Genomic DNA, 21,467 nt, shown 5'->3' on the forward strand with positions numbered 1-21,467 from the left:
GCGAGGTGCTGTCAGCCTTGAGGCGGGCACTGGCCAGCGCCAGTGCCCGGTCATGGTTACTGCTGAAGGCCGCGCCGCTGCGCTTCCTGCTGCGTGCTTTGCTGCGACTGCTGCTGATTGTGCTGCTGCAGCTGATCGACATTGCCGTGCGCCGGCTCGTTGGCCGCCGAGGCAGTCTGCACATGGCTACGCAGATGCGCCGGGTCGTCCATCCGGCCTTGCACCGCAATCAGGCTGTCGCCGTCGCGGTTGGGCACCAGGTGGTCGATCCGCTGCAGGCCGTCGCTGCTCGCACGCGCGGCCACGCTGGCGGCGGTGTTGAGAAACGCGGTGTCGTCACGCAGGCCCAGGCGTTCGCGCTGGCCGTCCAGGCGCACCACCGCGTCGTTGAACAACTGGCTGCCTGCACCTTGCGCCTGCCCGGGCGATTGCATCTCCTGTGCCTTCATCACCGAGTCCATGCCGTGCAGGTCCAGGCGATGCTTCAACATCATGCCCGGCACCAGGCGTCGTCCGAACGACAATGGGTCCGGTTCCGGCAGCTCGATCTGATGGCCGGCCGCATTGGGCATCGCCCACTTCAGCGGAATGCTGTCTTCCTGCAGATGGGTGAGGATCTCGTTCTTGACGTGGTAGCCGCGGATCAACTCGCTGCTGGCGTAGTCCTTGGCTGCCGAGGCATCCAGGCCCTGGCGTTCCAGCGTGCGGTCGTTGACGCCGGCGGCGTTGTAGGTCACGGCGGGGATGTCGTTGACCATCGCCGACGCGGCCGCCAGGCCGCCGCCGAGCGAATGCCCCGAGATCACCACCTGGTCGCCGAACGCCTGCTTGGCCTGGCTGCCGAGCTGGATGGCAGACGCGTATTGCGCGTCGTCGAAGCCCAGGCCCTGGCCAAGATTGTGCTTCCAGTCCTTGCCTTCGTCGGTGCCGCAGAAGCCGAGTACCACCTGGCCCTGTTCGTTGCGGTAGAACGCGGCATCGAAGCCGCTCTTGGCATCGTGCAGCAGGCCGGGGTCGATGCCCGCCCGTTGCAGCGTGCTGTCGTCCATGCGCGTCCAGCCGTTGGGCAGCGGCGCAAAGGTTTCGGCGCCGCCTTCGCGTCGCTGCGAGGCAGTGGCATAGAGGTCTTGCAGCAGCGCCGGGAACTGGCGGTCTTCCGGCTGCGGTTGCTGTCCACGCATCGACTCTGCGAATGGGGTGGACGAGGAATTTGACGGGCTCATGCGCGGCTCCTTGCGTTCGTCGTGCGAAAAGCCCGCTTAGCGGCTGCTTTCCACGGGAATGTTGTGGGCGCTCAACCATGCGCGCACGTCCGACCTGGCTTGCTGGCCGGCGGCATTGAGCAGGCGGTCCGGGGTGGTGAAGAAATACGCCTGGAAGGTCTTCTGTTGCGCGTTGCGCAGCGTGGGATCCACCCCGGCCTCGAGCAATTGCAGCACTGCCGGGCTTGCCGCGCCGCTTTGTGCGGCCAGGTGCAGCACGCTGTTGCCGGTATTGTCGACGCGCTGTAGATCGGCGCCTGCTTCGATCAACAACGCGGTCTGCGCATCGCGCTTGCTCTGCACGGCGCGGAACAACGGCGTCCACCCGGCGCGCGCGCTGACCACATCGACCGGCGCCTTGTGCTGCAACAGGATGTTCAGATATTCCGCATCCTTCGCCATGGCCGCCATATGCACGACCGTTTCCTGGTCCATGCCCGGCAACGACGGATCTGCGCCGGCATCGAGCAATGCCGCAAGGGCACGGGGTTGTTCGTTCCAGATCGCCCACTCGAGCAAGGTGACGTTCTGGTCGCCGTGTGCGGCGAGATCGACTGTCGGTGCGAGCGTGCGGATTCGGGCGACATCACCGTGCGCGATGGCGTTGGCGATATCGGTCAGGCCGGGGTCGCGGAAGGCGACGGTGTGGTCCTGCAGCGTAGCTGACATGGTGGTTTGCTCCTTGGCACCGGGCGAGGCGGTGCATGAGACCGCGAAAAACGAGGTCGCAAGAACGAGCAGGGTGGGGAATCGCGTCTGCATCGAAATCTCCTTCTCCTGATCGCATTCCTGGTGGCACTGCGGTGTGTCCTTCCGCAGCCGGGCCGATCCTACCAGCTGCCTGGACGACGCGCGGTAAGATTTTGTGACATGCCGGCGCCGCGGGTTTCGCTGGTCGAGGCCGTTTGTCGTCGTTGTATCGGCATGTCGCCGATGCATCACGACGAGTCTCACGCGCGCATGCACTCCGCCACAGCCAACGGTCACAACGCGGCCGGCATAATGGTGCTTTGCGAGCAGATGGGTGCAATGGTCTACGAATTACTGATCAGCGATTGCGATGGCGTGCTTGTCGACAGCGAGATACTGGCCGACCGGGTGATGCGCGAGGCGCTGGCGGCCTTCGTGCCGGCCGAAGCGTTGGAGCAGTTGCTCGGCACAACGTTCGGGCAGACCACGCGCGAGGTATTGCTACGCGTGCAGGAACACTTCGCAGTAAAGCTACCGGAGACCTTGCTGGCACAGATCCAGGCGCGCAGCGAAGCCTTGATCAAGGCCGAGGTGCAGCCGATTGCCGGCGTGCGCGACGCGTTGGAGCAGATTCCGTTGCCGCTGGCGGTGGCTTCCAACAGCCGCCGCCACAATGTGATCGCCTCGGTCGAGCGGGTGGGGCTCACCGCACGCGCGGCAGGGCACATCTTCAGTGCCGACATGGTCGAGTGGCCCAAGCCGGCGCCGGATGTCTATCTGTTGGCCGCACGCACCCTGGGCGTTGCGCCGGAGCGCTGCCTGGTGATCGAAGACAGCCCCACCGGTGCGACTGCCGCGTTGGCGGCCGGCATGCAGGTGCTGGGGTTTACCGGCGCCAGCCATATTCCGCAGGGCCACGCCGACACCCTGCGTCGCATCGGTGTGCTGGCGGTGTTCGACGATATGCGCGAGTTGCCTGCGTTGTTCGAGCGGCTGGCGCAAAAACGCGCTAGCTGAGAGCTGCCGGCAGGACGTCTTGGACGCAGTGTCGATGGTGGCGCAATCGCAGCCCTCTCATTCTGCAACCGACCGGGCCGGACCGTGCAATCGACCTGCAATGACAGAGGGGTGGTGAGACGCTGGTCGACGCACACCGATCCGACCAATGCACCTCATGCACTGCTTGCAACCACGCACACCGACCCTCTCGACTGGTCCTTGCCCGCCCACCGTCGCGGGACCTTACGCGGCATGGATGCCGCGTAAGAGCCTACACGGACGTACTTGCGGCGTGTCCCGCGAGGGTGGGCGGGCAAGGGCCCTGCAGCAATCCCAAGCCATCAACGCAACAGGGCGCGATTCGCATCGCGCCCTGTTGCGTTCCGAGTCGCCACCTATCCGATCATCCGGTCAGCAGCAGCGAAACCCGCTCTTGCCGCCGTAACGCGCGTCCTGGCGCTCGCGGAAGAAGGTGGGGTAGTCCATCACCGGTTTGTCGGGGTGTTTTTCCAGCATGTGGCGCACGTAGTTGTCGTAATCGGGAATGCCGCAGCACAGGCGTGCGGTCTGGATCAGCCGCCGCCAGATGCGGCGATGCACCTGGTATTGGCTGGCGAGAACGAGTTGGGTGCCCATTACAGATCCGCCATCTGGTGTGGCTGCAAGGCCACGTACGGGGTTTCGCGGTCGCTACGCTGCGGATTGCGGCGCGCAATCACGATGGTCTTGATTGCGTAGATCAGGATCGAACCCACCACGAACAGGAACAGCACCGTCAGCCCGGTATTGACGTAGGCATTGGTGACGATCTGCTGCATCTGCGCCACCGTCTTGGCCGGCGCGGTGATGGTGTTGCTGGCGATGGCGTCCTGGTACTTGTGCGCCTGCGCCAGGAAGCCCTGCGCCGGGTTGCTGTCGAAGATCTTGATCAGCCCCGCATAGGTGGTGCAGATCAGCAGCCACACCGCCGGCACCAGGGTGACCCAGGCGTAGCGGTCGCGCTTCATCTTGAACAGCACCACCGTGCCCAGCATCAGTGCGATCCCGGCCAGCATCTGATTGGAGATGCCGAACAACGGCCACAGGGTCTGGATGCCGCCGAACGGGTCGATCACGCCGGTGTACAGCAGGTAGCCCCACAATGCCACGCAACCGGCGGTGGCGATGATGTTGGCCGCCCACGATTCGGTCTTCTTCAGCGCCGGGATGAAGTTGCCCAGCAGGTCCTGCAGCATGAAGCGGCCCGCACGCGTCCCCGCATCCACGGCGGTCAGGATGAACAGTGCTTCGAACAGGATCGCGAAGTGGTACCAGAATGCCATGGTGTCTTCGCCAGGCAGTAGCTGGTGCAGGATCTGCGCGATGCCCACCGCCAGGGTGGGCGCACCACCGGCGCGTGCCAGGATGCTGTGCTCGCCGATGTCGCGCGCCGTGGCTTCCAGCACCTCCGGCGTGATCGCAAAGCCCCATTCGGACACCTTGGCCGCCACCGCCACGGTGTCGCTGCCGACCAGTGAGGCCGGGCTGTTCATGGCGAAGTAGATGCCCGGTTCGATGATCGATGCGGCCACCAGCGCCATCACCGCCACGAACGATTCCATCAACATGCCGCCGTAGCCGATGTAGCGCATGTGGCCTTCATTGGCGAGCAGCTTGGGCGTGGTGCCCGAGGCAATCAGCGCATGGAAACCGGAAACCGCGCCGCAGGCGATGGTGATGAACAGGAACGGAAAGATGCCGCCCTTCCAGACCGGACCGTCGCCGGTGGAAGCGAACTGGGTCAGTGCCGGCATCTTCAGATCCGGCATGACCACCAGGATGCCGATCGCCAGCGCCAGGATCGTGCCGATCTTGAGGAAGGTGGACAGGTAATCGCGCGGCGCCAGCAGCAGCCATACGGGCAACACCGACGCGACGAAACCGTAGCCGATCAGCATCCAGGTGATCTGCTTGGCGGTGAAGGTGAATGCCGGGCCCCAGCTCGGATCCGCTGCGACCTTGCCGCCCAGCCAGATCGCGCCCAGCAGCAGGATCAGGCCGACCACCGAGATCTCGCCGATCTTGCCGACCCGGATGTAGCGCATGTACACGCCCATCATCAGCGCGATCGGCATTGTGGCGATGACGGTGAACATGCCCCACGGACTTTCCGCCAGCGCCTTGACCACCACCATCGCCAGCACCGCCAGGATGATGATCATGATCAGGAAGGCGCCGAACAAGGCGATGGTGCCGGGCACCTGGCCCATTTCCTCGCGCACCAGATCGCCCAGCGAGCGGCCGTTGCGGCGGCTGGACAGGAACAGCACCACGAAGTCCTGCACCGCGCCGGCGAACACCACGCCGACCACCAGCCACAGCAGGCCGGGCAGGTAGCCCATCTGTGCGGCAAGCACCGGGCCGACCAGGGGCCCGGCACCGGCGATCGCGGCGAAATGATGGCCGAACAGCACGTGCTTGTTGGTGGGCACGTAGTCCAGGCCGTCGTTGTTGGCCACCGCGGGCGTGGCGCGGGTGACGTCCAGCTGCATCACCTTGTCGGCGATGAACAGGCTGTAGAACCGGTAGGCGATCAGATAGATCGACACCGCCGCCACCACGATCCACAACGCGTTGATGTGTTCGCCACGGCGTAGCGCCACGGTGCCCAGACAGAACGCGGCCAGCAGCGCCAGCGCGCCCCAGGCCAGCTTCGAGAACCCTTTCATGCATGCCCCTCAGGAACGATTCACCCAAGGGTCACCCTCTGCCCGCCCGGGGTCAATGGTGCCGTTCCGGGCCGGGGTAAAACTTTAGTTGTAGAGCGTCTTGGCGCCGCCTGCCGGATCGCGCGGCGGCGCCGGCGGGTTTTGGAACGATCGGTTGCGCCGGTCGCGGTTGGGCCGCGTGCCGGCTGCATCCATTATTCGAGCCAGTCATTCACGCAGGGAGAGGTCGATGAGCACCACCACCACCGCAGCGGCGCACGTGCTGCGCACCATCCGTGGCATGCCCGCCTCCGACGGCGCCGGAGTCAAGCTGACCCGCGTGATCGGCACCCAGCAGCTGCCGGACCTGGACCCGTTCCTGATGCTGGACGAGTTCGGCACCGACAAGGCCGAAGACTATCTGGCCGGGTTTCCCAGCCATCCGCACCGCGGCTTCGAGACGGTGACCTACATGCTGGACGGGCGCATGCGCCACAAGGACAACCACGGCAACGAGGGGCTGCTGACCCCGGGCAGCGTGCAATGGATGACCGCCGGGCGCGGGCTGATCCATTCGGAAATGCCCGAGCAGGAATCCGGGCGCATGCGCGGCTTCCAGCTGTGGGTGAACCTGCCGGCGCGCGACAAGATGACCGACCCCAAATACCAGGAGTACGCCCCGGAACGCATTCCGGTCGCCCAGCCGGCGCCTGGCGTCACGGTCAAGGTGATCGCCGGCGCGGTGGGCGAGGTGCGTGGCCCGATCGTGCAACCGGCCACCGAACCGGTGTACCTGGATATCGCACTGGCACCGGATGCGGCCTGGGACTATGTGCTGCCCAGCGGCCACAACGCGTTTGCCTACGCATTCGAAGGCGCGGTGACGGTGGGCGAGGGCAATGCCGCGCGTGTGCTGCCGGCGCAGGAACTGGCGGTGCTCGGTGGCGGCGAGCGCCTGACGCTGCGGGCCGGTGCAGACGGTGCGCAGCTGATCCTGGTGGCGGGCCGCCCGCTCAACGAGCCGGTGATGCGGCACGGCCCGTTCGTGATGAACACCAAGCAGGAACTGATGCAGGCATTCGTCGATTTCCAGGAAGGCCGGTTTTGAGCCGGCGCGCTGCAGCCACCGCGGGGTTAGCGGCATGAGTGACCGGCCCGTCAGTGTCAGCACCGGCGCGGTGCCGTACACCGTGAGCATCCATGATGGTCGGCATAGCTGGAGCGGCGACACCCAGCCGGCCAATGGCGGCGCCGACGCCGGGCCGGATCCGGAGTCGCAGGTGCTGGGCGCCCTGGGTGCCTGCACCGCGATCACGGTGTCGATGGTGGCCGCGCGCAAGCAGTGGCCGTTGACGGCGGTGCATGTGCATCTGCATTACACCCAGCGCGGCGCTGCGGGCACGCGGATCACGCGGCAGGTCGAGCTGGAAGGCACGCTGGACGATGCGCAGCGTGCGCGCCTGCTGGAGGTGGCCGACAAGTGCCCGATCCATCGCCTGCTCACCGGCGAGGTGCGGATCGAGACGGCATTGCAGGGCGACGGCGGCGCGTCAGCTGCGGCGGCAGGCGTCTGAAGCGCAGGCGAGCCGCATGCGGGTGCTCCGCCGGCTCGCCTGAAAGACTGCGTCAGGTCGGCATACCCTGGCGCGTCACGACCGCTTGCCTCAGCGCTGCAGTGCCAGGCTGGCCGGCTGCAGGTCCATGTTCTGCACCAGCGACTGCATCGAGGCCAGTTCCTCGCTGTTGGCGCCGTCGATCCATAGCTGCGCGTAGCGCTTCTTGCCCAGCTCGACCACGGTGACGCGGCGCGACTCCATGCCCGGCAGCTCGCGGCCGCCCAGGTCGAGCTTGTACCAGTAGAACTCCTCCTGCTGGATCTGGCCTTTCTCCGCGCGTCGGTCGCGCGCCAGCGTCATCGCCGGGTCGCGGGTGGTCAGCATCACCCCGACCACCTGGCGACCGTCGGCAGTCATGGCCTTGCAGACCAGATAGTCCGCGCCTGCAAGCTCGCTCCACTGCAGCCCGGAGGCTGGCGGTAGCGGCGGGCAGACCGGTGAGGTTTGGGCGTGAACGGTGGCGGCGGCCAGCAACAGGCTCAGGCCGACAAGGCAGGATGCGGACTTCATTCAAGTGTTCCCCGGCGTTGGATGTCTGCGCAGGGACAGCGTCGTCGCGCGTGTCGCCGCATCAGCCCCGTGCGCTCCCCGCCCGGCTGTGCCCGCACGCAACCTGTCCCCAACCTATGGGGACATCACTACCACAGGTGTGGCTGCAAGCTCAAGCGCAATTCGCAGGCTGGGCTGCAATCGGTCGTGCACACCGGCACTTCCGTTTCGAGACCTGGGTGGGTTGCGCGGCGCTCGCGCGACAGCCTGCGGTCAGGGGTAGTTGACCGGTTTGGGGGCCGGGGTTTCCGGCAGCGGAATGAATTCCTTGTCGTCGCCGGGAATGCTGCCGAAGCGACCGGCCTGCCAGTCGTGCTTGGCCTGCTCGATGCGCTCCTTGGAGCTGGAGACGAAGTTCCACCACAAGTGGCGCGGGCCATCCAGCGGCTCGCCGCCGAGCAGCATCGCCTTGAGCGGCGTCCTGGCGCGCAGGCGCCCGCGGCTGCCGGGCGAGGGCACGATCAGGTGGCGCGCGGGCACATCGGCGCCATCCAGCTGCGCCTCGCCTTCCAGGATGTAGAGCGCACGTTCGGCATGGCCGGTGTCCAGGTCGATCTCCGCATCCGGCTGCAGATCCAGCGCGACATTGAGCGTGCCGCTGAACACCTGCACCGGCGATTCCTCGCCGTACGCACGACCGGCGATCACGCGTAGCCACACGCCATCGCGGCGTTGCTGCGGCAGGCTGGCGGCGGCGTGGTGATGGAAGGCGGGCGCGGTTTCCTCGGCCGAGCGCGGCAGTGCGATCCAGGTCTGCATGCCGTGCAGCGCATGCGTGCGGGCGCGCTCGGGGCCGGGCGTGCGCTCGGAGTGGGCGATACCGCGGCCGGCGGTCATCCAGTTGACGTCGCCGGGGCGGATCACCTGATCCGAGCCCAAGGTGTCGCGGTGGCCGATCTCGCCGGACCACAGGAAGGTGACCGTGGCCAGGCCGATATGCGGATGCGGACGCACGTCGATGCCGTGATCCGGCTCCAGCACCGCCGGGCCCATGTGGTCGACGAACACGAACGGGCCGACGCTGCGCGCCTGCAACGTGGGCACGGCGCGGCGGACTTCCAGCCCGCCGATGTCGTGCACGCGGGGAGCGATCAAGGTGGTCATGGCGGCGGCTCGCGGTGGCTGGAGTGGTCGCCAGCTTTGCATGCGCGCACGCGGCCGGGCGAGCGCTCCACCAAGACAGATCGTCCCGGAGGCAGTGTCACGTACGAGGCGGGCGACGTGTTTTCAAGGGCGAGCGGTGCATGCCGCGCGATGGCAGTCGAGCCGCGTGCAGCGATGTGCTGCATTGATGGGAGGAATGAAATCCTTCGCGACGATGACGTGCCTTGTCGCAGCAAGCATCACCGCTCGGTTGCGAAAGAGTTCGCGCCGGTATCGCTAGCGCCGATGCGCGCCGTGCCTGAATGCCGCGCACTGGAACGTCGTTGCATGGCGCGCTGGCGGCCAGCGCGGGCGCGCCGAGCTCGTTCGTCGCGGACGACGGCTGCAGAAACGCAGCAGGTTGATCGCGATTGACTGCCGCGCGCTAGAACAGTTGTGCGGGCGCCGTGGTGTCCATGGCGATTTCGCCACGCCGCGAGGCCAGCCGATCGGCCAGGCGCGTGGGCTCGGGCAGGCGATAGGCGCGCAGGGTACGCAGCGTCCAGTCAAGCGCGCCCTGCATCGAGACGCGATGGCCCGGCGAGACGATCAGCGGATTGCAGCGCAGCTTGCTGCGCAGCGCCCAGCCGATCTGCGTGCCGCCCAGCAGGATCGGGCTGTGGTCGCCGCGCTCGGGTCCCGGCTCGACGAAGCTGCCTGCCAGGCGTTGCTTGGCCACGCCGATGCTGGGCAAGCCGGTCACCACGCCAAAGTGCGCGGCGATGCCGAGCTTGCGCGGATGCGCGATGCCCTGGCCGTCGATGAAGACCAGATCGGGCGGGCGCGAGAGCAGTGCCAGCGCCTGCAGCAAGGCCGGCAGCTCGCGAAAGCTGAGCAGCCCCGGTACGTAGGGCATCGAGGTGGGCACGCGCGCGACATGCGTTTCCAGCGGCAGCAGCGTGTCTGCATCCAGCAGCACCGCGGCTGCGCGTGTGGTCTGGCCGTCGTCTTCGAAGCCGACGTCGAAGCCGGCGAGAAGCTGCGGTGTTGCGCCGGCCTGGTCCTGCAGCACCACGCGGTGTGCCAGTTGCTGTTGCAACTGTCGCGCCTGGATGACGCTGCCATCCCAACCGGCAAAGACGGGATCGATCGTTTGCATGGCTGCAGCATCGCGCGCCGGGCGTGGCGGTGTCGTGCACGCCTGCGATGCGCTGGCTGCCGTTACAATCGCAGGCTGATCGGCCCCCAATCGGAGAACCGTAGTGACCCGCAAACTCGTACTGCTGCGCCATGGCCAGAGCCAATGGAACCTGGACAACCGTTTCACCGGCTGGGTGGATGTGGAACTCACCGAGCAAGGCCGCCAGGAAGCCGCTGCGGCCGGCAAGCTGATGAAGGACGAAGGCCTGCAGTTCGATGTGGCGCACACCTCGGTGCTCAAGCGCGCCATCCACACGCTACAGGGCGCGTTGAAGGAACTCGACCAGGACTGGTTGCCGGTGTCCAAGAGCTGGCGCCTCAACGAGCGCCACTACGGCGGCCTGCAGGGGCTGGACAAGGCCGAGACGGCAGCCAAGCACGGCGAAGAACAGGTCAAGATCTGGCGCCGTTCCTACGACATCCCGCCGCCGGCGATGGACGTCAACGATCCGGGGCATCCGTGTCACGACCGTCGCTACGCCACGCTGGACCGCAACGCGTTGCCGGGTACCGAGTCGCTGGCGACCACGCTGGTGCGCGTGCTGCCGTACTGGCACGACGCGATCGCACCGCAGTTGAAGGCCGGGCAGACCGTGCTGGTGACCGCGCACGGCAACTCGCTGCGCGCGCTGTACAAATACCTCAACGATGTCTCCAACGAGCAGATCCTGGAGCTCAACATCCCGACCGGCATCCCGTTGCTGTTCGAGCTGGACGACAACCTGCAGGTGCAAAGCTTCCGCTATCTGGGCGACCCGGAAGCGGCCAAGCGTGCCGCCGAAGCGGTGGCCAACCAGGGCAAGGCGAAGTAATCGCCGCATCCGCCGGCTGCGCTGCGTGCATGGCGCGCAGCGTGGCGTGGGTTTCGCAACGCGCGTTTGAACGAGGCGTGCGGGTTTGACACGCAGGCGGCGCCTGTTCGCGGATCGAACGGGTACCGCAGGGCAGCATGCGTGTGTTCTTGCAGGGGAGACATGATGTCCAGCAAGCGTAAAAGGCAACAGATGAGTGCCACCTACTGCCGCGCATATTTGGTCACGTTGGGTTTGCTGTTGGCCGGTGGCAGCGCTGCGTTTGCGGTGCTGGCCTGGGGCAGCGTGTCCGCTTCGGCGATCGGCGTGGCGCTGCTGATCTGCGTCATGGGTGTGACGCTGATGATGTTCGGTCTCCTGGGGCCGTCGCGGCAGATGGAATCCTGGGCGGAGGCAGCGTCCGGGCATGAGGTCGCGCTGGTGCTGATGGCGCTGGCGTATCCGGTGTATCTGTTGATGGCGCCGGTGTACGCACGCAAATGATGGCAGTCGATGGCGCGCTGCTGCGCCGGACTGCTGGGTGGTTTCCGCGGCGGTAGATGGCGCTGGCACGCGCGTGCCCGGCTGACGCGCAGTGTTGTCGGTCGTTGTGCGTTCTTCGATAAGGCGCGGCACCGGACGTCAGGGCGTTGCGGTGCCGTTGCGATGATGGTGTGGTTGGTGTGTCTGCGCTGATTGCCTACTTTTTTGACTGCGTCCGACGCGGTCGTCTGCCTTGGAGAATGGAAAGATGTTGAGCAAATTCGCGCCACTGTCGCTTGCGGTGGCCATCGCGGTGACGCTCGCGGCGTGCGGCAGTTCCGACGACAGCGCCAAGCCGGCACCGGCCGCAACGCCGGCCGCACCGACCAGGGTGGATGTGTCCAAGCTCGATGCACCGATCGTGGCCTTCGGCATCAACGATCTGGATCCGGCCATCAACGCGTGCCAGGACCTCAACGGCTTCGTCAACGCCAAGTGGCTCAAGGCCAATCCGGTGCCATCGGACCGCACCAGCTGGGGCAGTTTCGAAGTGCTGGCCGAGCGTTCGCTGACCATCCAGCACGCGCTGGTGGAGCAACTGGCGCGCGGCAACCTGTCGGCCGGCTCGGTGGATGCCAAGATCGCAGACCTGTGGCGCACCGGCTCGGACGAAGCGGCGATCGACAAGGCCGGCATCACGCCGCTGCAGCCGCAGCTGAAGGCGATCGATGCGCTGACCGATGCGCCGTCCATCGCCGCGTGGTTGCGCGACAGCTATGCCAAGGGCCAGGGCTTCGTGTTCTCGTTCGGCGCCAATGCCGACTACAAGAATTCCGAACAGATGATCGCCTACGCGGGCCAGGGCGGTCTGGGACTGCCGGAAAAGGGCTATTACACCGATCCGGCGCAGGCCAAGATCCGTGAGCAGTACGTGGCCTACATCGCGCGCGTGCTGGAATTGTCCGGCGTTGCGCCAGCGCAGGCGGCAACCCAGGCCAAGGCGGTGATGGCGTTCGAAACGCGCCTGGCCAATGCCTCGCTGTCGCGCATCGAACTGCGCGACCCGGCCAAGCGCTACAACCCGGTCGATGTGGCCGGCGCCAATGCGGTCACGCCGCATTTCGACTGGCAGGCGTTCTTCAGCGCGCTCAAGGTGCCGGCCGGGACCTTCTCGCTGAGCCAGCCGGGTTACTTCGCCGAGCTCGATGCGATGCTGGCCGACACGCCCGTGGACACCTGGAAGGCCTACCTGCGTTTCCACAGCGTGGATGAGGCAGCGCCGTATCTGGCCAAACCGTTCGAGCAGGCCAATTTCGATTTCTATGCCAAGACGCTGCGTGGCCAGCAGGACATGCTGCCGCGCTGGAAGCGCACCTTGAACGCGGTCAACGAGGCGATGGGCGAGGCCCTGGGCCAGTTGTACGTGCAGTCCGCGTTCCCGGCCGATTCCAAGCAGCAGATGCAGCAGCTGGTGCAGAACCTCTCGGCAGCGCTGAAGGCGCGGCTGGAAAACCTCGACTGGATGAGCGCGGAAACCAGGCAGCGCGCGCTGGAGAAGTGGGCCAGCTTCACGCCCAAGATCGGCTACCCGGACCAATGGCGCGACTGGTCGGGCCTGGAAACCCGCGGCGATGGCTTCCTGACCAACATGCAGGCCGCGCAGGCATTCAACTACCGCTACATGCTGGACAAGATCGGCAAGCCGGTCGACAAGCGCGAGTGGCATATGACCCCGCAGACGGTCAATGCGTACTACAACGCCACGCGCAACGAGATCGTATTTCCGGCCGCGATCCTGCAGCCGCCATTCTTCGATCCCAAGGCCGACCCGGCGTTGAACTATGGCGGTATCGGCGCGGTGATCGGGCACGAGATGATGCATGGCTACGACGACTCGGGCAGCCAGTTCGATGCCAAGGGCAACTTCGATACCTGGTGGACCGATGCGGACCGCAAGCTGTTCACCCAGCGCACCGATCAGCTGGTGGCGCAGTTCGACGGCTATGAGGCGATTCCCGGCGTACACGTCAAAGGCAAGCTGACCCTGGGCGAGAACATCGGCGACCTGGGCGGCCTCACCGTGGCCTACGACGCGCTGCAGATGGCGTTGCAGGAACAGCCCGACGCCGGCAAGGACATCGACGGTTATACCCAGGACCAGCGCTTCTTCATGAACTGGGCCACGGTGTGGCGCCGCAACTTCACCGACGGCGAACTGCGCGTGCGCCTGAACACCGATCCGCATGCGCCGGCCAATTTCCGCGCCAATGGCGCGCCGTCGAACATGCCGGCATTCGCGCAGGCATTCCAGTGCAAGCCCGGCGATGCGATGGTGCGTGGGGACAAGCAACGCGTTGCGATCTGGTGATCGGCGCAACTGCAGCACGTGCGGTTGCGACCGCGCGTGCTGCAGTTGCCGCGTTTTTAGCGGCTTTGTAGAGCCTGCTTGCGGCTGCGTCTGCACATCGGGCTGCCTGCGTAACGTCTAGACTGCCGCGCTTCGACCGGCAGGGAGCGGCAGTGACAAGGCGAAAGATCTTCAAGGCGATCGCGATCGGTGTGCTGATCCTGGTGCTGGGCAGCGTGCTGTCGTTGTACGGCTACGGGCGCTTTGCCGATCGTCAACGCGGTGCGGTGAGCCATGCGCTGCCTGCCACGGCGATCGCCACGCCGATCGATCGGGTCGTCGCGCCGCTGCAGCAGGCACATGCCGGCCAGACCGGCATGGTGATCCTGCCCGACAACGTCGATGCGTTTGCGGTGCGCGCGCTCACCGCGCGTGCGGCCGGGCGCAGCCTGGATCTGCAGTACTACATCTGGCATGCGGACTTCACCGGCAACCTGCTGCACAACGAGCTGCTGCATGCGGCCGATCGCGGCGTGCGCGTGCGCCTGCTGCTGGACGACATGAACATCCACGGCAGCGATTCGGTGCTGGCGGCGCTGGACAGCCACCCGCTGATCGAGATCCGGCTGTTCAATCCCACCCGTGCGCGCGAAGGCACGCTGATGCGCGGCGTGGAGATGGTGCTGCGCATGTTCAGCATCAATCGGCGCATGCACAACAAGGCCTGGATTGCCGATGGCCGGATGGCGGTGGTGGGTGGCCGCAATGTCGGCGACGAGTATTTCGATGCGGCGCGCGACACCAACTTCATGGACATGGATGCGGCATTGATGGGGCCGGCCGTGGGCCAGGCCGAGCAGGTCTTCGATGCGTACTGGAACAGCCCCAATGCCTTGCCGCTGGACGCGCTGGTGACCGCACGGCCGCAGGCACTGGATGCGTTGCGCGGCAGTCTGGACGCCGGCCTGGCATCGGCACGCGCGCATCCCTACGTGGAGCGGCTGCGGCAGTCGCCGAGCGTGCAGGCCCTGACGCAGGGCCAGCGCCAGGTGCACTGGCTGGAGCAGGCGCGCATCGTCTCCGACCCGCCGGAAAAGGCCGAAGGCGCACCACCGCAGGCGGACTGGATGACGCCAATCCTGATCGGCGAGATGGCGCGTGCGCAGCGCGAGCTGAAGGTGATCTCGCCGTACTTCGTGCCGGGCGAGGAAGGCATGCGCTGGATCGGCCAGTTGCGCCGGCGCAATGTGCGCGTCAGCGTGTTGACCAATTCGCTGGCGGCAAACGACGTGGTTGCCGTCCATAGCGGCTATGCCGGTTACCGCGTGCCCTTGCTCACCCAGGGCGTGCGCCTGTACGAGCTCAAGCCGATGGGCAAGCCGGACGGCAGCCTGTTCGGGTCCAGCGGGGCCAGCCTGCACACCAAGGCTTTCGTGGTGGACGACAGCAGCGGCTTCATCGGCTCGTTCAATCTGGATCCGCGCTCGATGAACCTCAATACCGAGATGGGCCTGCTGTTCAACGATCGCGCAGTGGCCGCGCAACTGGAACAGGTCTACAACCGCAAGATCGGTGCGCCGGTGAGTTACCGCGTGACCATGGAGCAGGGCGAGTTGCGCTGGCACGACGATGCGGCGCAACCGCCCGAGGTGTGGTCGCAGGAGCCGGCAGCCAGTGTGTGGCGGCGTGGCGCGGCGACGGTGATGGGCTGGTTGCCGCTGGAATCGCAGTTGTAGTTCCGCGGCGCGCGCGTGCAGTGCGCTACTGCAGCTGTGTCACGATCTCGCGCGCCATCGCGCCCAGCGGCAGGATGCGGTCGGCGCCGCCGCGTTTGATCGCTTCCTTGGGCATGCCGAATACGATGCTGGTGTGCTCGTCCTGCGCCACCGTGCGCGCGCCGGCCTGACGCATTTCCAGCAGCCCGGCGGCGCCGTCGTCGCCCATACCGGTCATGATGATGCCCAGCGCATTGCTGCCGGCCGCACGTGCGGCCGAGCGGAACAGCACATCCACCGACGGCCGATGCCGGTTGACCGGCGGGCCTTCCATCACTTCGACAAAGTATTGCGCGCCACTGCGGCGCAGCAGCAGATGCTTGCCACCGGGCGCGATCAGTGCGCGGCCCGGCATCACCCGGTCGTTGTTGGCCGCTTCCTTCACTGCGATCTGGCACAGGCCGTTGAGGCGCGCGGCGAAGGCGGCGGTGAATTTCTCCGGCATGTGCTGCACGATCACGATGCCGGGGCAGACGCGCGGCAAGGCGGTCAGCACTTCTTCCAGCGCCTGGGTACCGCCGGTGGAGGTGCCGATGGCGACGATGCGCTCGGTGGTCTGCGCCAGCGCGCGCCCGCTTTGCGCCGGCAGGATCACATCGGCGGTGTGCTTGACCTCCGCTTCCAGCGGCGCTGCGGCAACCCGCGCGGCCAGCCGTTTGACGTTGGCGCGTGCGGCGCTGCGCACCGTATTGACCAGTTCCTCGGCCGAGTCGGTGAGGAACTGCTTGAGCCCCAGCCGCGGCTTGGTCACCACGGCCACCGCACCGGCGGCCAGGGCGTCCATGGTGACGCGTGCGCCTTTTTCGGTGAGCGTCGAACAGATCACCACCGGGGTGGGGCGCTCGCTCATGATCTTGCGCAGGAACGTGATGCCGTCCATGCGCGGCATTTCCACGTCCAGCACGATCACGTCCGGCCATTGCTTGCGCATCTTCTCGATCGCCAGCAACGGGTCGGCCGCGGTGGCGATGACCTCGATGTCGGCCGCGTCGTTGAGCACGCCCACCAGCACCTGGCGCACCACCGCCGAGTCGTCGACGACCATGGCCTTGATGGGACTGGGGCTGGCGGCAGGGCGGTTGAGGGCTATCGACACGGCGGATCCTTGGCTCAGGCCTTGCGGAAGATCGAGGGTGCCACCTGGACCAGATCGATGTCGAGTTCGCTCAGGCTTTCCGAATGACCGATGCAGAAATATCCGCCCGACTTGAGGTTGGACAGCACGCGCAGGATGACCTCGCGCTTGGTCTGGCCATTGAAATAGATCATCACATTGCGCAGGAAGATCGCATCGAAGCTGCCCAGCATCGGCAGGGCCGTGTTGAGGTTGGCATGCACGAACTTGACCCGGTCGCGCAAGCGGCGCTCCACCAGCAAGGTGCCGTCGTACTCGCCCTGACCACGCAGGCAATAGCGCTTGAGATACGCCTGCGGAATGCCGTCGATACGTTGCAGCGCGTAGTGCCCGGTGCGGGCCTTGGCCAGCACGCGGGTGCTGATGTCGCTGCCGACCACTTCGAACGGCCGCCCCTGCAAGGCGTCGTCCAGCACCATTGCCATGCTGTAGGCCTCTTCGCCGCTAGAGCTGGCCGCGCTCCAGCAGCGGAACGGCAGGCCGCCGCGATGTTCGCCGGCCAGCTTGCGCAGCAGCTCGAAGTGCTTGGGCTCGCGGAAGAAGTAGGTTTCGTTGGTGGTCAGCAGATCGATCGCGGTCTGGATCTCGGCGCGGTCCTGGCGGCTTTCCAGCAACTGCAGGTACTGCGTGTAATTGCTGAACTGGTGTTCGCGCAGGCGCTTGCCCAGGCGGCCGCACAACATGGCCTTCTTGCCCGAGGAAATGCTGATGCCGGCCGCTTCGAAGATGAAGCGCTGGAAGCGGCCGAATTCCTGTTCGGTGATGGCGGTGGACGTGCTCATGTCAGGCGACATCCGCATCGCTGGGCAGCGCGTTGCCGCACAGGCGGGCGATGCGCACGGCGTGTTCGCGCCACCATTCCGACAGCATCGGCCCCGGCATCGGCGAGCCCATCAGGTAGCCTTGCGCCAGGTCGCAGCCCAGCTCGCGCAGCAGGCGCCAGTCGTCCGGGGTCTCCACCCCTTCGGCCACGGCGGTGAGGTCGAGCCGGTGCGCCAGTTCCAGCGTGGATTCGAGCACGGTGCGCTGGCTGCGGCTGCGATGGGCGGCATGCACGAAGCTGCGATCCAGCTTGAGTTCGGTGAAGGGAATGCTGGCCAGGCGCTGCAGCGAGGAAAACCCCGTGCCGTAGTCGTCGATCGACAGGCCGAAGCCATGCAGGCGCAGGCGCGCCAGCATGCTCAGGGCATTGGCCGGCTCGACGATGGCGCTTTCGGTGAGTTCCAGCACCAGATCGGCAGGGCTCAGGCCGTTGTCGCTCAGCTTGCCGCACAGTTGTTCGAGAAAGCCCTGCTCGCTGAGCAGGTTGGGCGACAGGTTCAAGGCCAGGCTCAGCTCGAAGCCTTCTGCGCGCCAGTCCACCAGCTGGGCGACCGCCAGGTCGATCACCTGCTGGGTCAAGGCATGGATCAGGCCTTCGCGTTCGGCCAGCGGAATGAAGCGCTCCGGCCCGATCATGTCGCCTTGCGGGCGGCGCCAGCGCGCGAGTGCTTCCACACCGCGCAGGCGACCATCCCTGAGATCGAGTTTGGGTTGGTAGGCCACGCGGATTTCGCCGCGGCGCATGGCCCGGTCCAGCCGCGATGCCGCCGCGCCACCGCTGGACATCAGCGGCGATATCGCCGGCTGTGCAAATGCAGGCGCGTTCGTGGCCAGCCCCGGTTCGCACTCCAGCACATTGGCCAGGTCCTGCAGATGCATTGGCTTTTCGATGCCGCCGAGCACGCGCACGCCAGCGCTGCGGCTGAGTTGCATCACCGCATCGATCAAGGCGCCGCCGCGCTGCGAGACCACCACCACCGGCACGCTGTACTTGCCGCGTGCCAGCGCATCGAGCAGCTGCACGCCGTCCATGCCCGGCATTTCCAGATCGATCAGCAACAGCGATGGCGCAATTGCACTGCCCAGCCAGGCCAGCGCGGCGTGGCCGTCGACTGCGCCATCGACCGCGACGGCGCCGAGCTGGCGGCACAGCGCCATCGCGTGTTCGCGCTGGACCACGCTGTCGTCGACGACCAACACGGGGCCGTCCAGCGCGCAGCTGCAGGAGAGAAGGGTGGGGCGCATGGGAGTCCTTGCGTGCATGCTGGACATGTCAGGCTGCCAGCCCGGCGACAGGCAGCTGGGCGAGTGCGTCGTTGCCCAGCACCGCGTCGGCATCGAGCAGGATCACGAAGCGCTCGCCGATCCTGGCCATCGCATGGATGCATTCGCGTGCGATGCCGGCGCCAAAACTGGGGGCGCCGGCGATCGCGTCGGGTGCGATCTCCAGTACTTCGCTCACCGCGTCCACCAACAGGCCGAGCACCTGATGCACCTCGGCATGGGCGATCTCCACGATCACGATGCAACTGCGCTTGGTGATCGCGCTGGCGTTGCGGCCGAAGCGTTGCTGCAGATCCACCACCGGCACCACCGCGCCGCGCAGGTTGATCACGCCGCGCAGGGCCGGCGGCATCATCGGCACGTCGGTGGGCGCGCGGTATTCGATGATTTCCTTGATGCCGAGGATGCCCAGGCCGAACATCTCCGTGCCCAGCAGAAAGGTCAGGTATTGCTGCGGAGCCGTCGATGACGGCGCAACGGTGCGTGTGGTGGTGATGGCTGCGCTGTGCGGTTGCATCGTCGTTTCCTCAGAAGCTGGCGAACTGCGATTCGTCGATCGCATCGGCGGTGGTCGCCACCGCGCTGATCTGGCGCACGTTGCTGCGACGCGGCGGTGCGCTGACCGCGCTGCTGCTGCCATGCGTTGCGATCCGGCGCGGGCCAGGCTTGCTGCTGGTCGACGCCGCCGCACGCGAGCCGTTTCCGAGCCGGAAGAAGCCCATCAACTGCTGCAGCTGTTCGGCCTGCGCGCTCATTTCCTCCGAGGTCGCGGCCAGCTCTTCGGCATTGGCCGCGGCCGACTGCGTGGTCTGGTTCAACTGGCCGACGGCGGTGTTGATCTGGCTGACGCCCGCAGTCTGTTCTTCGGAGGCGGCGGCGATTTCCTGCACCAGGTCGGAGGTGCGGCGGATCGATGGCACCATCTCGCCGAGCACGCGGCCGGCGCTTTCGGCCAGGTCCACGCTGGAGCCGGCCACCTCGCCGATCTCCTGCGCGGCGATCTGGCTGCGCTCGGCCAGCTTGCGCACTTCCGCCGCCACCACCGCAAAGCCCTTGCCGTGTTCGCCGGCACGCGCGGCCTCGATGGCGGCATTGAGCGCCAGCAGATTGGTCTGGTAGGCGATGTCGTCGATGATGCCGATCTTCTTGGCGATGTCCTTCATCGCCACCACGGTGGCGCGCACGGTGTCGCCGCCGTCGGCCGCTTCGCTGGCGGCTTTGGCGGCCATGCTGTCGGTGACGCGCGCGTTCTCGGTGTTCTGCGCGATGGAGGCGGTCATCTGTTCCAGCGAGGCGCTGGTCTCTTCCACGCCGGCAGCCTGTTCGCTGGCGGCCTGGGCCAGCGCCTGCGCGGTGGCGCTGACCTGTTCGGAGGCGCTGGCCAGGTTCTCGGCGTTGCGGTTGACCTCATCGACGATCTCGGTCAGCCGGCTCATGGTGGTGTTGACGTAGCGCTGCATGTCGGCGAACGCGCCTTCGTAGCGGCCTTCCACGGTGTGGGTGAGATCGCCGTCGGCCATTGCGCCCATCACCTGGATCACTTCGGAAATGCTGCGCAGGTTGCCGCGCGCACGCTCCACGGTGTCGTTGATGAAGGCCTTCTTGCCAGGCAACTGCGCCAGCGGTGCCTCGAAGTTGCCGCGGCCGAATTCGGCCACCACGCCCATCGCCAGTTTCTTGACCGCGATATGCGCGCCCACCATCTGGTTGATGCCGGTGGCCATGCTGCGGAAATCGCCGTCGAAGCGACTGCTGTCGATCACCACGTCGATGTCGCCGGCCTCGTGCTCGGCCGACATGTGGTTGATCTCGGCGATCAGGCCGGTGAGGTTACCGCGCACCTGTTCCAGGGTTTCGTTGATGAAGCGCTTCTTGCCCGGCAGCAACGGCAGCTGCGCGGTGAAGTTGCCGCGGCCGAATTCGGCCACGCAGGCGATGGCCTGCTTCTTGACCGCGATGTGGCTGGCCACCATCGCATTGATGCCTTCGGCCATGCGGCGGAAATCGCCGCTGAAACGCTGGCTGTCGATGACCACGTCGATATCGCCGGCGTCGTGCTCGGCCGCCATGCGGTTGACCTCGGCGACCATGCCGGTGAGGTTGCCGCGGATCTGTTCGACGATCTCGTTGATGAAGGCCTTCTTGCCCGGCAGGCGTTCCAGCTCGGCGGAGAAGTTGCCGCGGCCGAACTCGGCCACGCACGCCATTGCCTGCTTCTTGACTGCGATGTGGCTGGCGACCATGCGGTTTATGCCTTCGCCCATGGTGCGGAAGTCGCCGTCGAAACGCGCCACGTCGATGCGTGCATCGATCTCGCCGGCATCGTGTTCCTGCGAAACGCGGTTGATCTCCTCGTTGACGTGGGCGATGTTGCCTTGCACCTTGCGCAGCGCACGCAGCACCTCGCAGGCCTGCTCATCGCGCAGCTGCGGCAAGGCGACGGCGAAGTTGCCGCGCGCGAAGGCATCCAGCGTGGTGGTGGCAAGCTGCAGCGAGCCGGTCGCGCTGCGGATCGCATGGAACAGCAACGCGCCGCTGACGAGCGCGGCCAGGACGCTGGCGGCGAGCAGGGCGCCGTGCGACAGCGTCAGCGCAAAGCCGGCGACCACCACCGCGACGGGCAAGGCGAGGGCGAGGGCGGCGGTGAACCACAACTGCGTGGCGATCGGGAGACGGTGTGACATGGCGGCAGCTTCCTGGGCTCAGGGAACAACGAATGACGCGGTGATGTGGGGAGTGCTGGT

The 21,467-nt window shown here is 66.5% G+C and carries 19 protein-coding genes; 7 read left to right on the forward strand and 12 right to left on the reverse strand.

Features of this window, described 5'->3' with window-relative positions; translation table 11 throughout:
• Positions 1–56 precede the first annotated feature (56 nt).
• Positions 57–1,223, reverse strand: coding sequence for an XVIPCD domain-containing protein (locus GGR73_RS11310; protein ID WP_154832369.1), 1,167 nt, complete (start codon positions 1,221–1,223; stop codon positions 57–59).
• 36 nt (positions 1,224–1,259) lie between these two features.
• A complete protein-coding gene (locus GGR73_RS11315; RefSeq protein WP_184456981.1) occupies positions 1,260–2,024 on the reverse strand; it encodes an ankyrin repeat domain-containing protein in 765 nt (254 codons plus the stop codon).
• Positions 2,025–2,264: 240 nt separating this feature from the next.
• Between GGR73_RS11315 and GGR73_RS11320 the strand changes: the two genes are divergently transcribed.
• Complete coding sequence (locus GGR73_RS11320) at positions 2,265–2,969, forward strand: HAD family hydrolase (protein ID WP_184456984.1); 705 nt, start codon at positions 2,265–2,267, stop codon at positions 2,967–2,969.
• Positions 2,970–3,362: 393 nt separating this feature from the next.
• Here the strand turns inward: GGR73_RS11320 and GGR73_RS11325 are convergent, their stop codons facing one another.
• On the reverse strand, positions 3,363–3,587 hold the full coding sequence (locus GGR73_RS11325) for a YbdD/YjiX family protein (RefSeq protein WP_016904074.1): 225 nt from the start codon (positions 3,585–3,587) through the stop codon (positions 3,363–3,365).
• Complete coding sequence (locus GGR73_RS11330) at positions 3,587–5,659, reverse strand: carbon starvation CstA family protein (protein ID WP_054592997.1); 2,073 nt, start codon at positions 5,657–5,659, stop codon at positions 3,587–3,589. Before GGR73_RS11330 ends, GGR73_RS11325 begins: the two co-directional genes overlap by 1 nt.
• Before the next feature lie 229 nt (positions 5,660–5,888).
• Between GGR73_RS11330 and GGR73_RS11335 the strand changes: the two genes are divergently transcribed.
• Together GGR73_RS11335 and GGR73_RS11340 are read left to right on the forward strand one after the other, a co-directional pair.
• Positions 5,889–6,746 carry a pirin family protein gene (locus GGR73_RS11335; protein WP_167709225.1) on the forward strand — a complete coding sequence of 286 codons (858 nt, stop codon included), beginning with the start codon at positions 5,889–5,891 and terminating at the stop codon, positions 6,744–6,746.
• A 34-nt stretch (positions 6,747–6,780) separates the two neighbouring features.
• Positions 6,781–7,212 (forward strand): OsmC family protein, encoded by a 432-nt coding sequence (locus GGR73_RS11340; protein ID WP_054592995.1) that lies wholly within the window; start codon positions 6,781–6,783, stop codon positions 7,210–7,212.
• A 90-nt stretch (positions 7,213–7,302) separates the two neighbouring features.
• Here the strand turns inward: GGR73_RS11340 and GGR73_RS11345 are convergent, their stop codons facing one another.
• From GGR73_RS11345 to nfi, 3 genes are all read right to left on the reverse strand, one after another.
• The gene (locus GGR73_RS11345) at positions 7,303–7,764 is read right to left on the reverse strand and encodes a hypothetical protein (RefSeq protein WP_054592994.1); all 462 of its coding nucleotides are present in this window, start codon (positions 7,762–7,764) and stop codon (positions 7,303–7,305) included.
• Positions 7,765–8,016: 252 nt separating this feature from the next.
• On the reverse strand, positions 8,017–8,907 hold the full coding sequence (locus GGR73_RS11350; protein WP_104553971.1) for a pirin family protein: 891 nt from the start codon (positions 8,905–8,907) through the stop codon (positions 8,017–8,019).
• Between the two features lie 424 nt (positions 8,908–9,331).
• Positions 9,332–10,045: a deoxyribonuclease V gene (nfi, locus tag GGR73_RS11355; protein WP_046343556.1), complete on the reverse strand. Its 714-nt coding sequence runs from the start codon at positions 10,043–10,045 to the stop codon at positions 9,332–9,334.
• Positions 10,046–10,148: 103 nt separating this feature from the next.
• Here nfi and gpmA point away from each other — a divergent pair, with 103 nt between their 5' ends.
• The 4 genes from gpmA (at position 10,149) to GGR73_RS11375 (ending at position 15,443) form a co-directional block, all read left to right on the forward strand.
• Positions 10,149–10,898 carry a 2,3-diphosphoglycerate-dependent phosphoglycerate mutase gene (gene gpmA, locus GGR73_RS11360; protein ID WP_016904068.1) on the forward strand — a complete coding sequence of 250 codons (750 nt, stop codon included), beginning with the start codon at positions 10,149–10,151 and terminating at the stop codon, positions 10,896–10,898.
• A gap of 165 nt (positions 10,899–11,063) precedes the next feature.
• Positions 11,064–11,381, forward strand: coding sequence for a hypothetical protein (locus GGR73_RS11365; protein ID WP_184456929.1), 318 nt, complete (start codon positions 11,064–11,066; stop codon positions 11,379–11,381).
• 247 nt (positions 11,382–11,628) lie between these two features.
• Positions 11,629–13,728 carry a M13-type metalloendopeptidase gene (locus tag GGR73_RS11370; RefSeq protein WP_184456931.1) on the forward strand — a complete coding sequence of 700 codons (2,100 nt, stop codon included), beginning with the start codon at positions 11,629–11,631 and terminating at the stop codon, positions 13,726–13,728.
• Positions 13,729–13,880: 152 nt separating this feature from the next.
• The gene (locus GGR73_RS11375) at positions 13,881–15,443 is read left to right on the forward strand and encodes a phospholipase D family protein (protein WP_184456933.1); all 1,563 of its coding nucleotides are present in this window, start codon (positions 13,881–13,883) and stop codon (positions 15,441–15,443) included.
• Between the two features lie 25 nt (positions 15,444–15,468).
• Here the strand turns inward: GGR73_RS11375 and GGR73_RS11380 are convergent, their stop codons facing one another.
• From GGR73_RS11380 to GGR73_RS11400, 5 genes are read right to left on the reverse strand one after another with little or no spacing between them, the layout of a single operon-like run.
• On the reverse strand, positions 15,469–16,596 hold the full coding sequence (locus GGR73_RS11380) for a protein-glutamate methylesterase/protein-glutamine glutaminase (RefSeq protein WP_026064711.1): 1,128 nt from the start codon (positions 16,594–16,596) through the stop codon (positions 15,469–15,471).
• Positions 16,593–17,399, reverse strand: coding sequence for a CheR family methyltransferase (locus GGR73_RS11385; RefSeq protein ID WP_024939356.1), 807 nt, complete (start codon positions 17,397–17,399; stop codon positions 16,593–16,595). The genes GGR73_RS11380 and GGR73_RS11385 overlap by 4 nt, the downstream gene beginning before the upstream one ends.
• A 1-nt stretch (position 17,400) precedes the next feature.
• Complete coding sequence (locus GGR73_RS11390; protein ID WP_024939355.1) at positions 17,401–18,684, reverse strand: EAL domain-containing response regulator; 1,284 nt, start codon at positions 18,682–18,684, stop codon at positions 17,401–17,403.
• A 28-nt stretch (positions 18,685–18,712) separates the two neighbouring features.
• A complete protein-coding gene (locus tag GGR73_RS11395; protein WP_184456935.1) occupies positions 18,713–19,240 on the reverse strand; it encodes a chemotaxis protein CheW in 528 nt (175 codons plus the stop codon).
• A 10-nt stretch (positions 19,241–19,250) separates the two neighbouring features.
• A complete protein-coding gene (locus GGR73_RS11400; protein WP_184456937.1) occupies positions 19,251–21,407 on the reverse strand; it encodes a methyl-accepting chemotaxis protein in 2,157 nt (718 codons plus the stop codon).
• Positions 21,408–21,467 lie beyond the last annotated feature (60 nt).

Source organism: Xanthomonas sp. F14 (genome assembly GCF_014199865.1).

What these genes read in the sequence shown, in the direction of transcription:
- GGR73_RS11370 (WP_184456931.1), top strand. Translation starts at nt 11,629, where the DNA reads ATGTTGAGCAAATTCGCGCCACTGTCGCTTGCGGTGGCCATCGCGGTG.
- GGR73_RS11330 (WP_054592997.1), bottom strand. Translation starts at nt 5,659, where the DNA reads ATGAAAGGGTTCTCGAAGCTGGCCTGGGGCGCGCTGGCGCTGCTGGCC.
- GGR73_RS11345 (WP_054592994.1), bottom strand. Translation starts at nt 7,764, where the DNA reads ATGAAGTCCGCATCCTGCCTTGTCGGCCTGAGCCTGTTGCTGGCCGCC.
- nfi (WP_046343556.1), bottom strand. Translation starts at nt 10,045, where the DNA reads ATGCAAACGATCGATCCCGTCTTTGCCGGTTGGGATGGCAGCGTCATC.
- GGR73_RS11325 (WP_016904074.1), bottom strand. Translation starts at nt 3,587, where the DNA reads ATGGGCACCCAACTCGTTCTCGCCAGCCAATACCAGGTGCATCGCCGC.
- GGR73_RS11335 (WP_167709225.1), top strand. Translation starts at nt 5,889, where the DNA reads ATGAGCACCACCACCACCGCAGCGGCGCACGTGCTGCGCACCATCCGT.
- GGR73_RS11395 (WP_184456935.1), bottom strand. Translation starts at nt 19,240, where the DNA reads ATGCAACCGCACAGCGCAGCCATCACCACCACACGCACCGTTGCGCCG.
- GGR73_RS11315 (WP_184456981.1), bottom strand. Translation starts at nt 2,024, where the DNA reads ATGCAGACGCGATTCCCCACCCTGCTCGTTCTTGCGACCTCGTTTTTC.
- GGR73_RS11340 (WP_054592995.1), top strand. Translation starts at nt 6,781, where the DNA reads ATGAGTGACCGGCCCGTCAGTGTCAGCACCGGCGCGGTGCCGTACACC.
- GGR73_RS11310 (WP_154832369.1), bottom strand. Translation starts at nt 1,223, where the DNA reads ATGAGCCCGTCAAATTCCTCGTCCACCCCATTCGCAGAGTCGATGCGT.
- GGR73_RS11390 (WP_024939355.1), bottom strand. Translation starts at nt 18,684, where the DNA reads ATGCGCCCCACCCTTCTCTCCTGCAGCTGCGCGCTGGACGGCCCCGTG.
- GGR73_RS11400 (WP_184456937.1), bottom strand. Translation starts at nt 21,407, where the DNA reads ATGTCACACCGTCTCCCGATCGCCACGCAGTTGTGGTTCACCGCCGCC.
- GGR73_RS11320 (WP_184456984.1), top strand. Translation starts at nt 2,265, where the DNA reads ATGGTGCTTTGCGAGCAGATGGGTGCAATGGTCTACGAATTACTGATC.
- GGR73_RS11365 (WP_184456929.1), top strand. Translation starts at nt 11,064, where the DNA reads ATGTCCAGCAAGCGTAAAAGGCAACAGATGAGTGCCACCTACTGCCGC.
- GGR73_RS11385 (WP_024939356.1), bottom strand. Translation starts at nt 17,399, where the DNA reads ATGAGCACGTCCACCGCCATCACCGAACAGGAATTCGGCCGCTTCCAG.
- GGR73_RS11350 (WP_104553971.1), bottom strand. Translation starts at nt 8,907, where the DNA reads ATGACCACCTTGATCGCTCCCCGCGTGCACGACATCGGCGGGCTGGAA.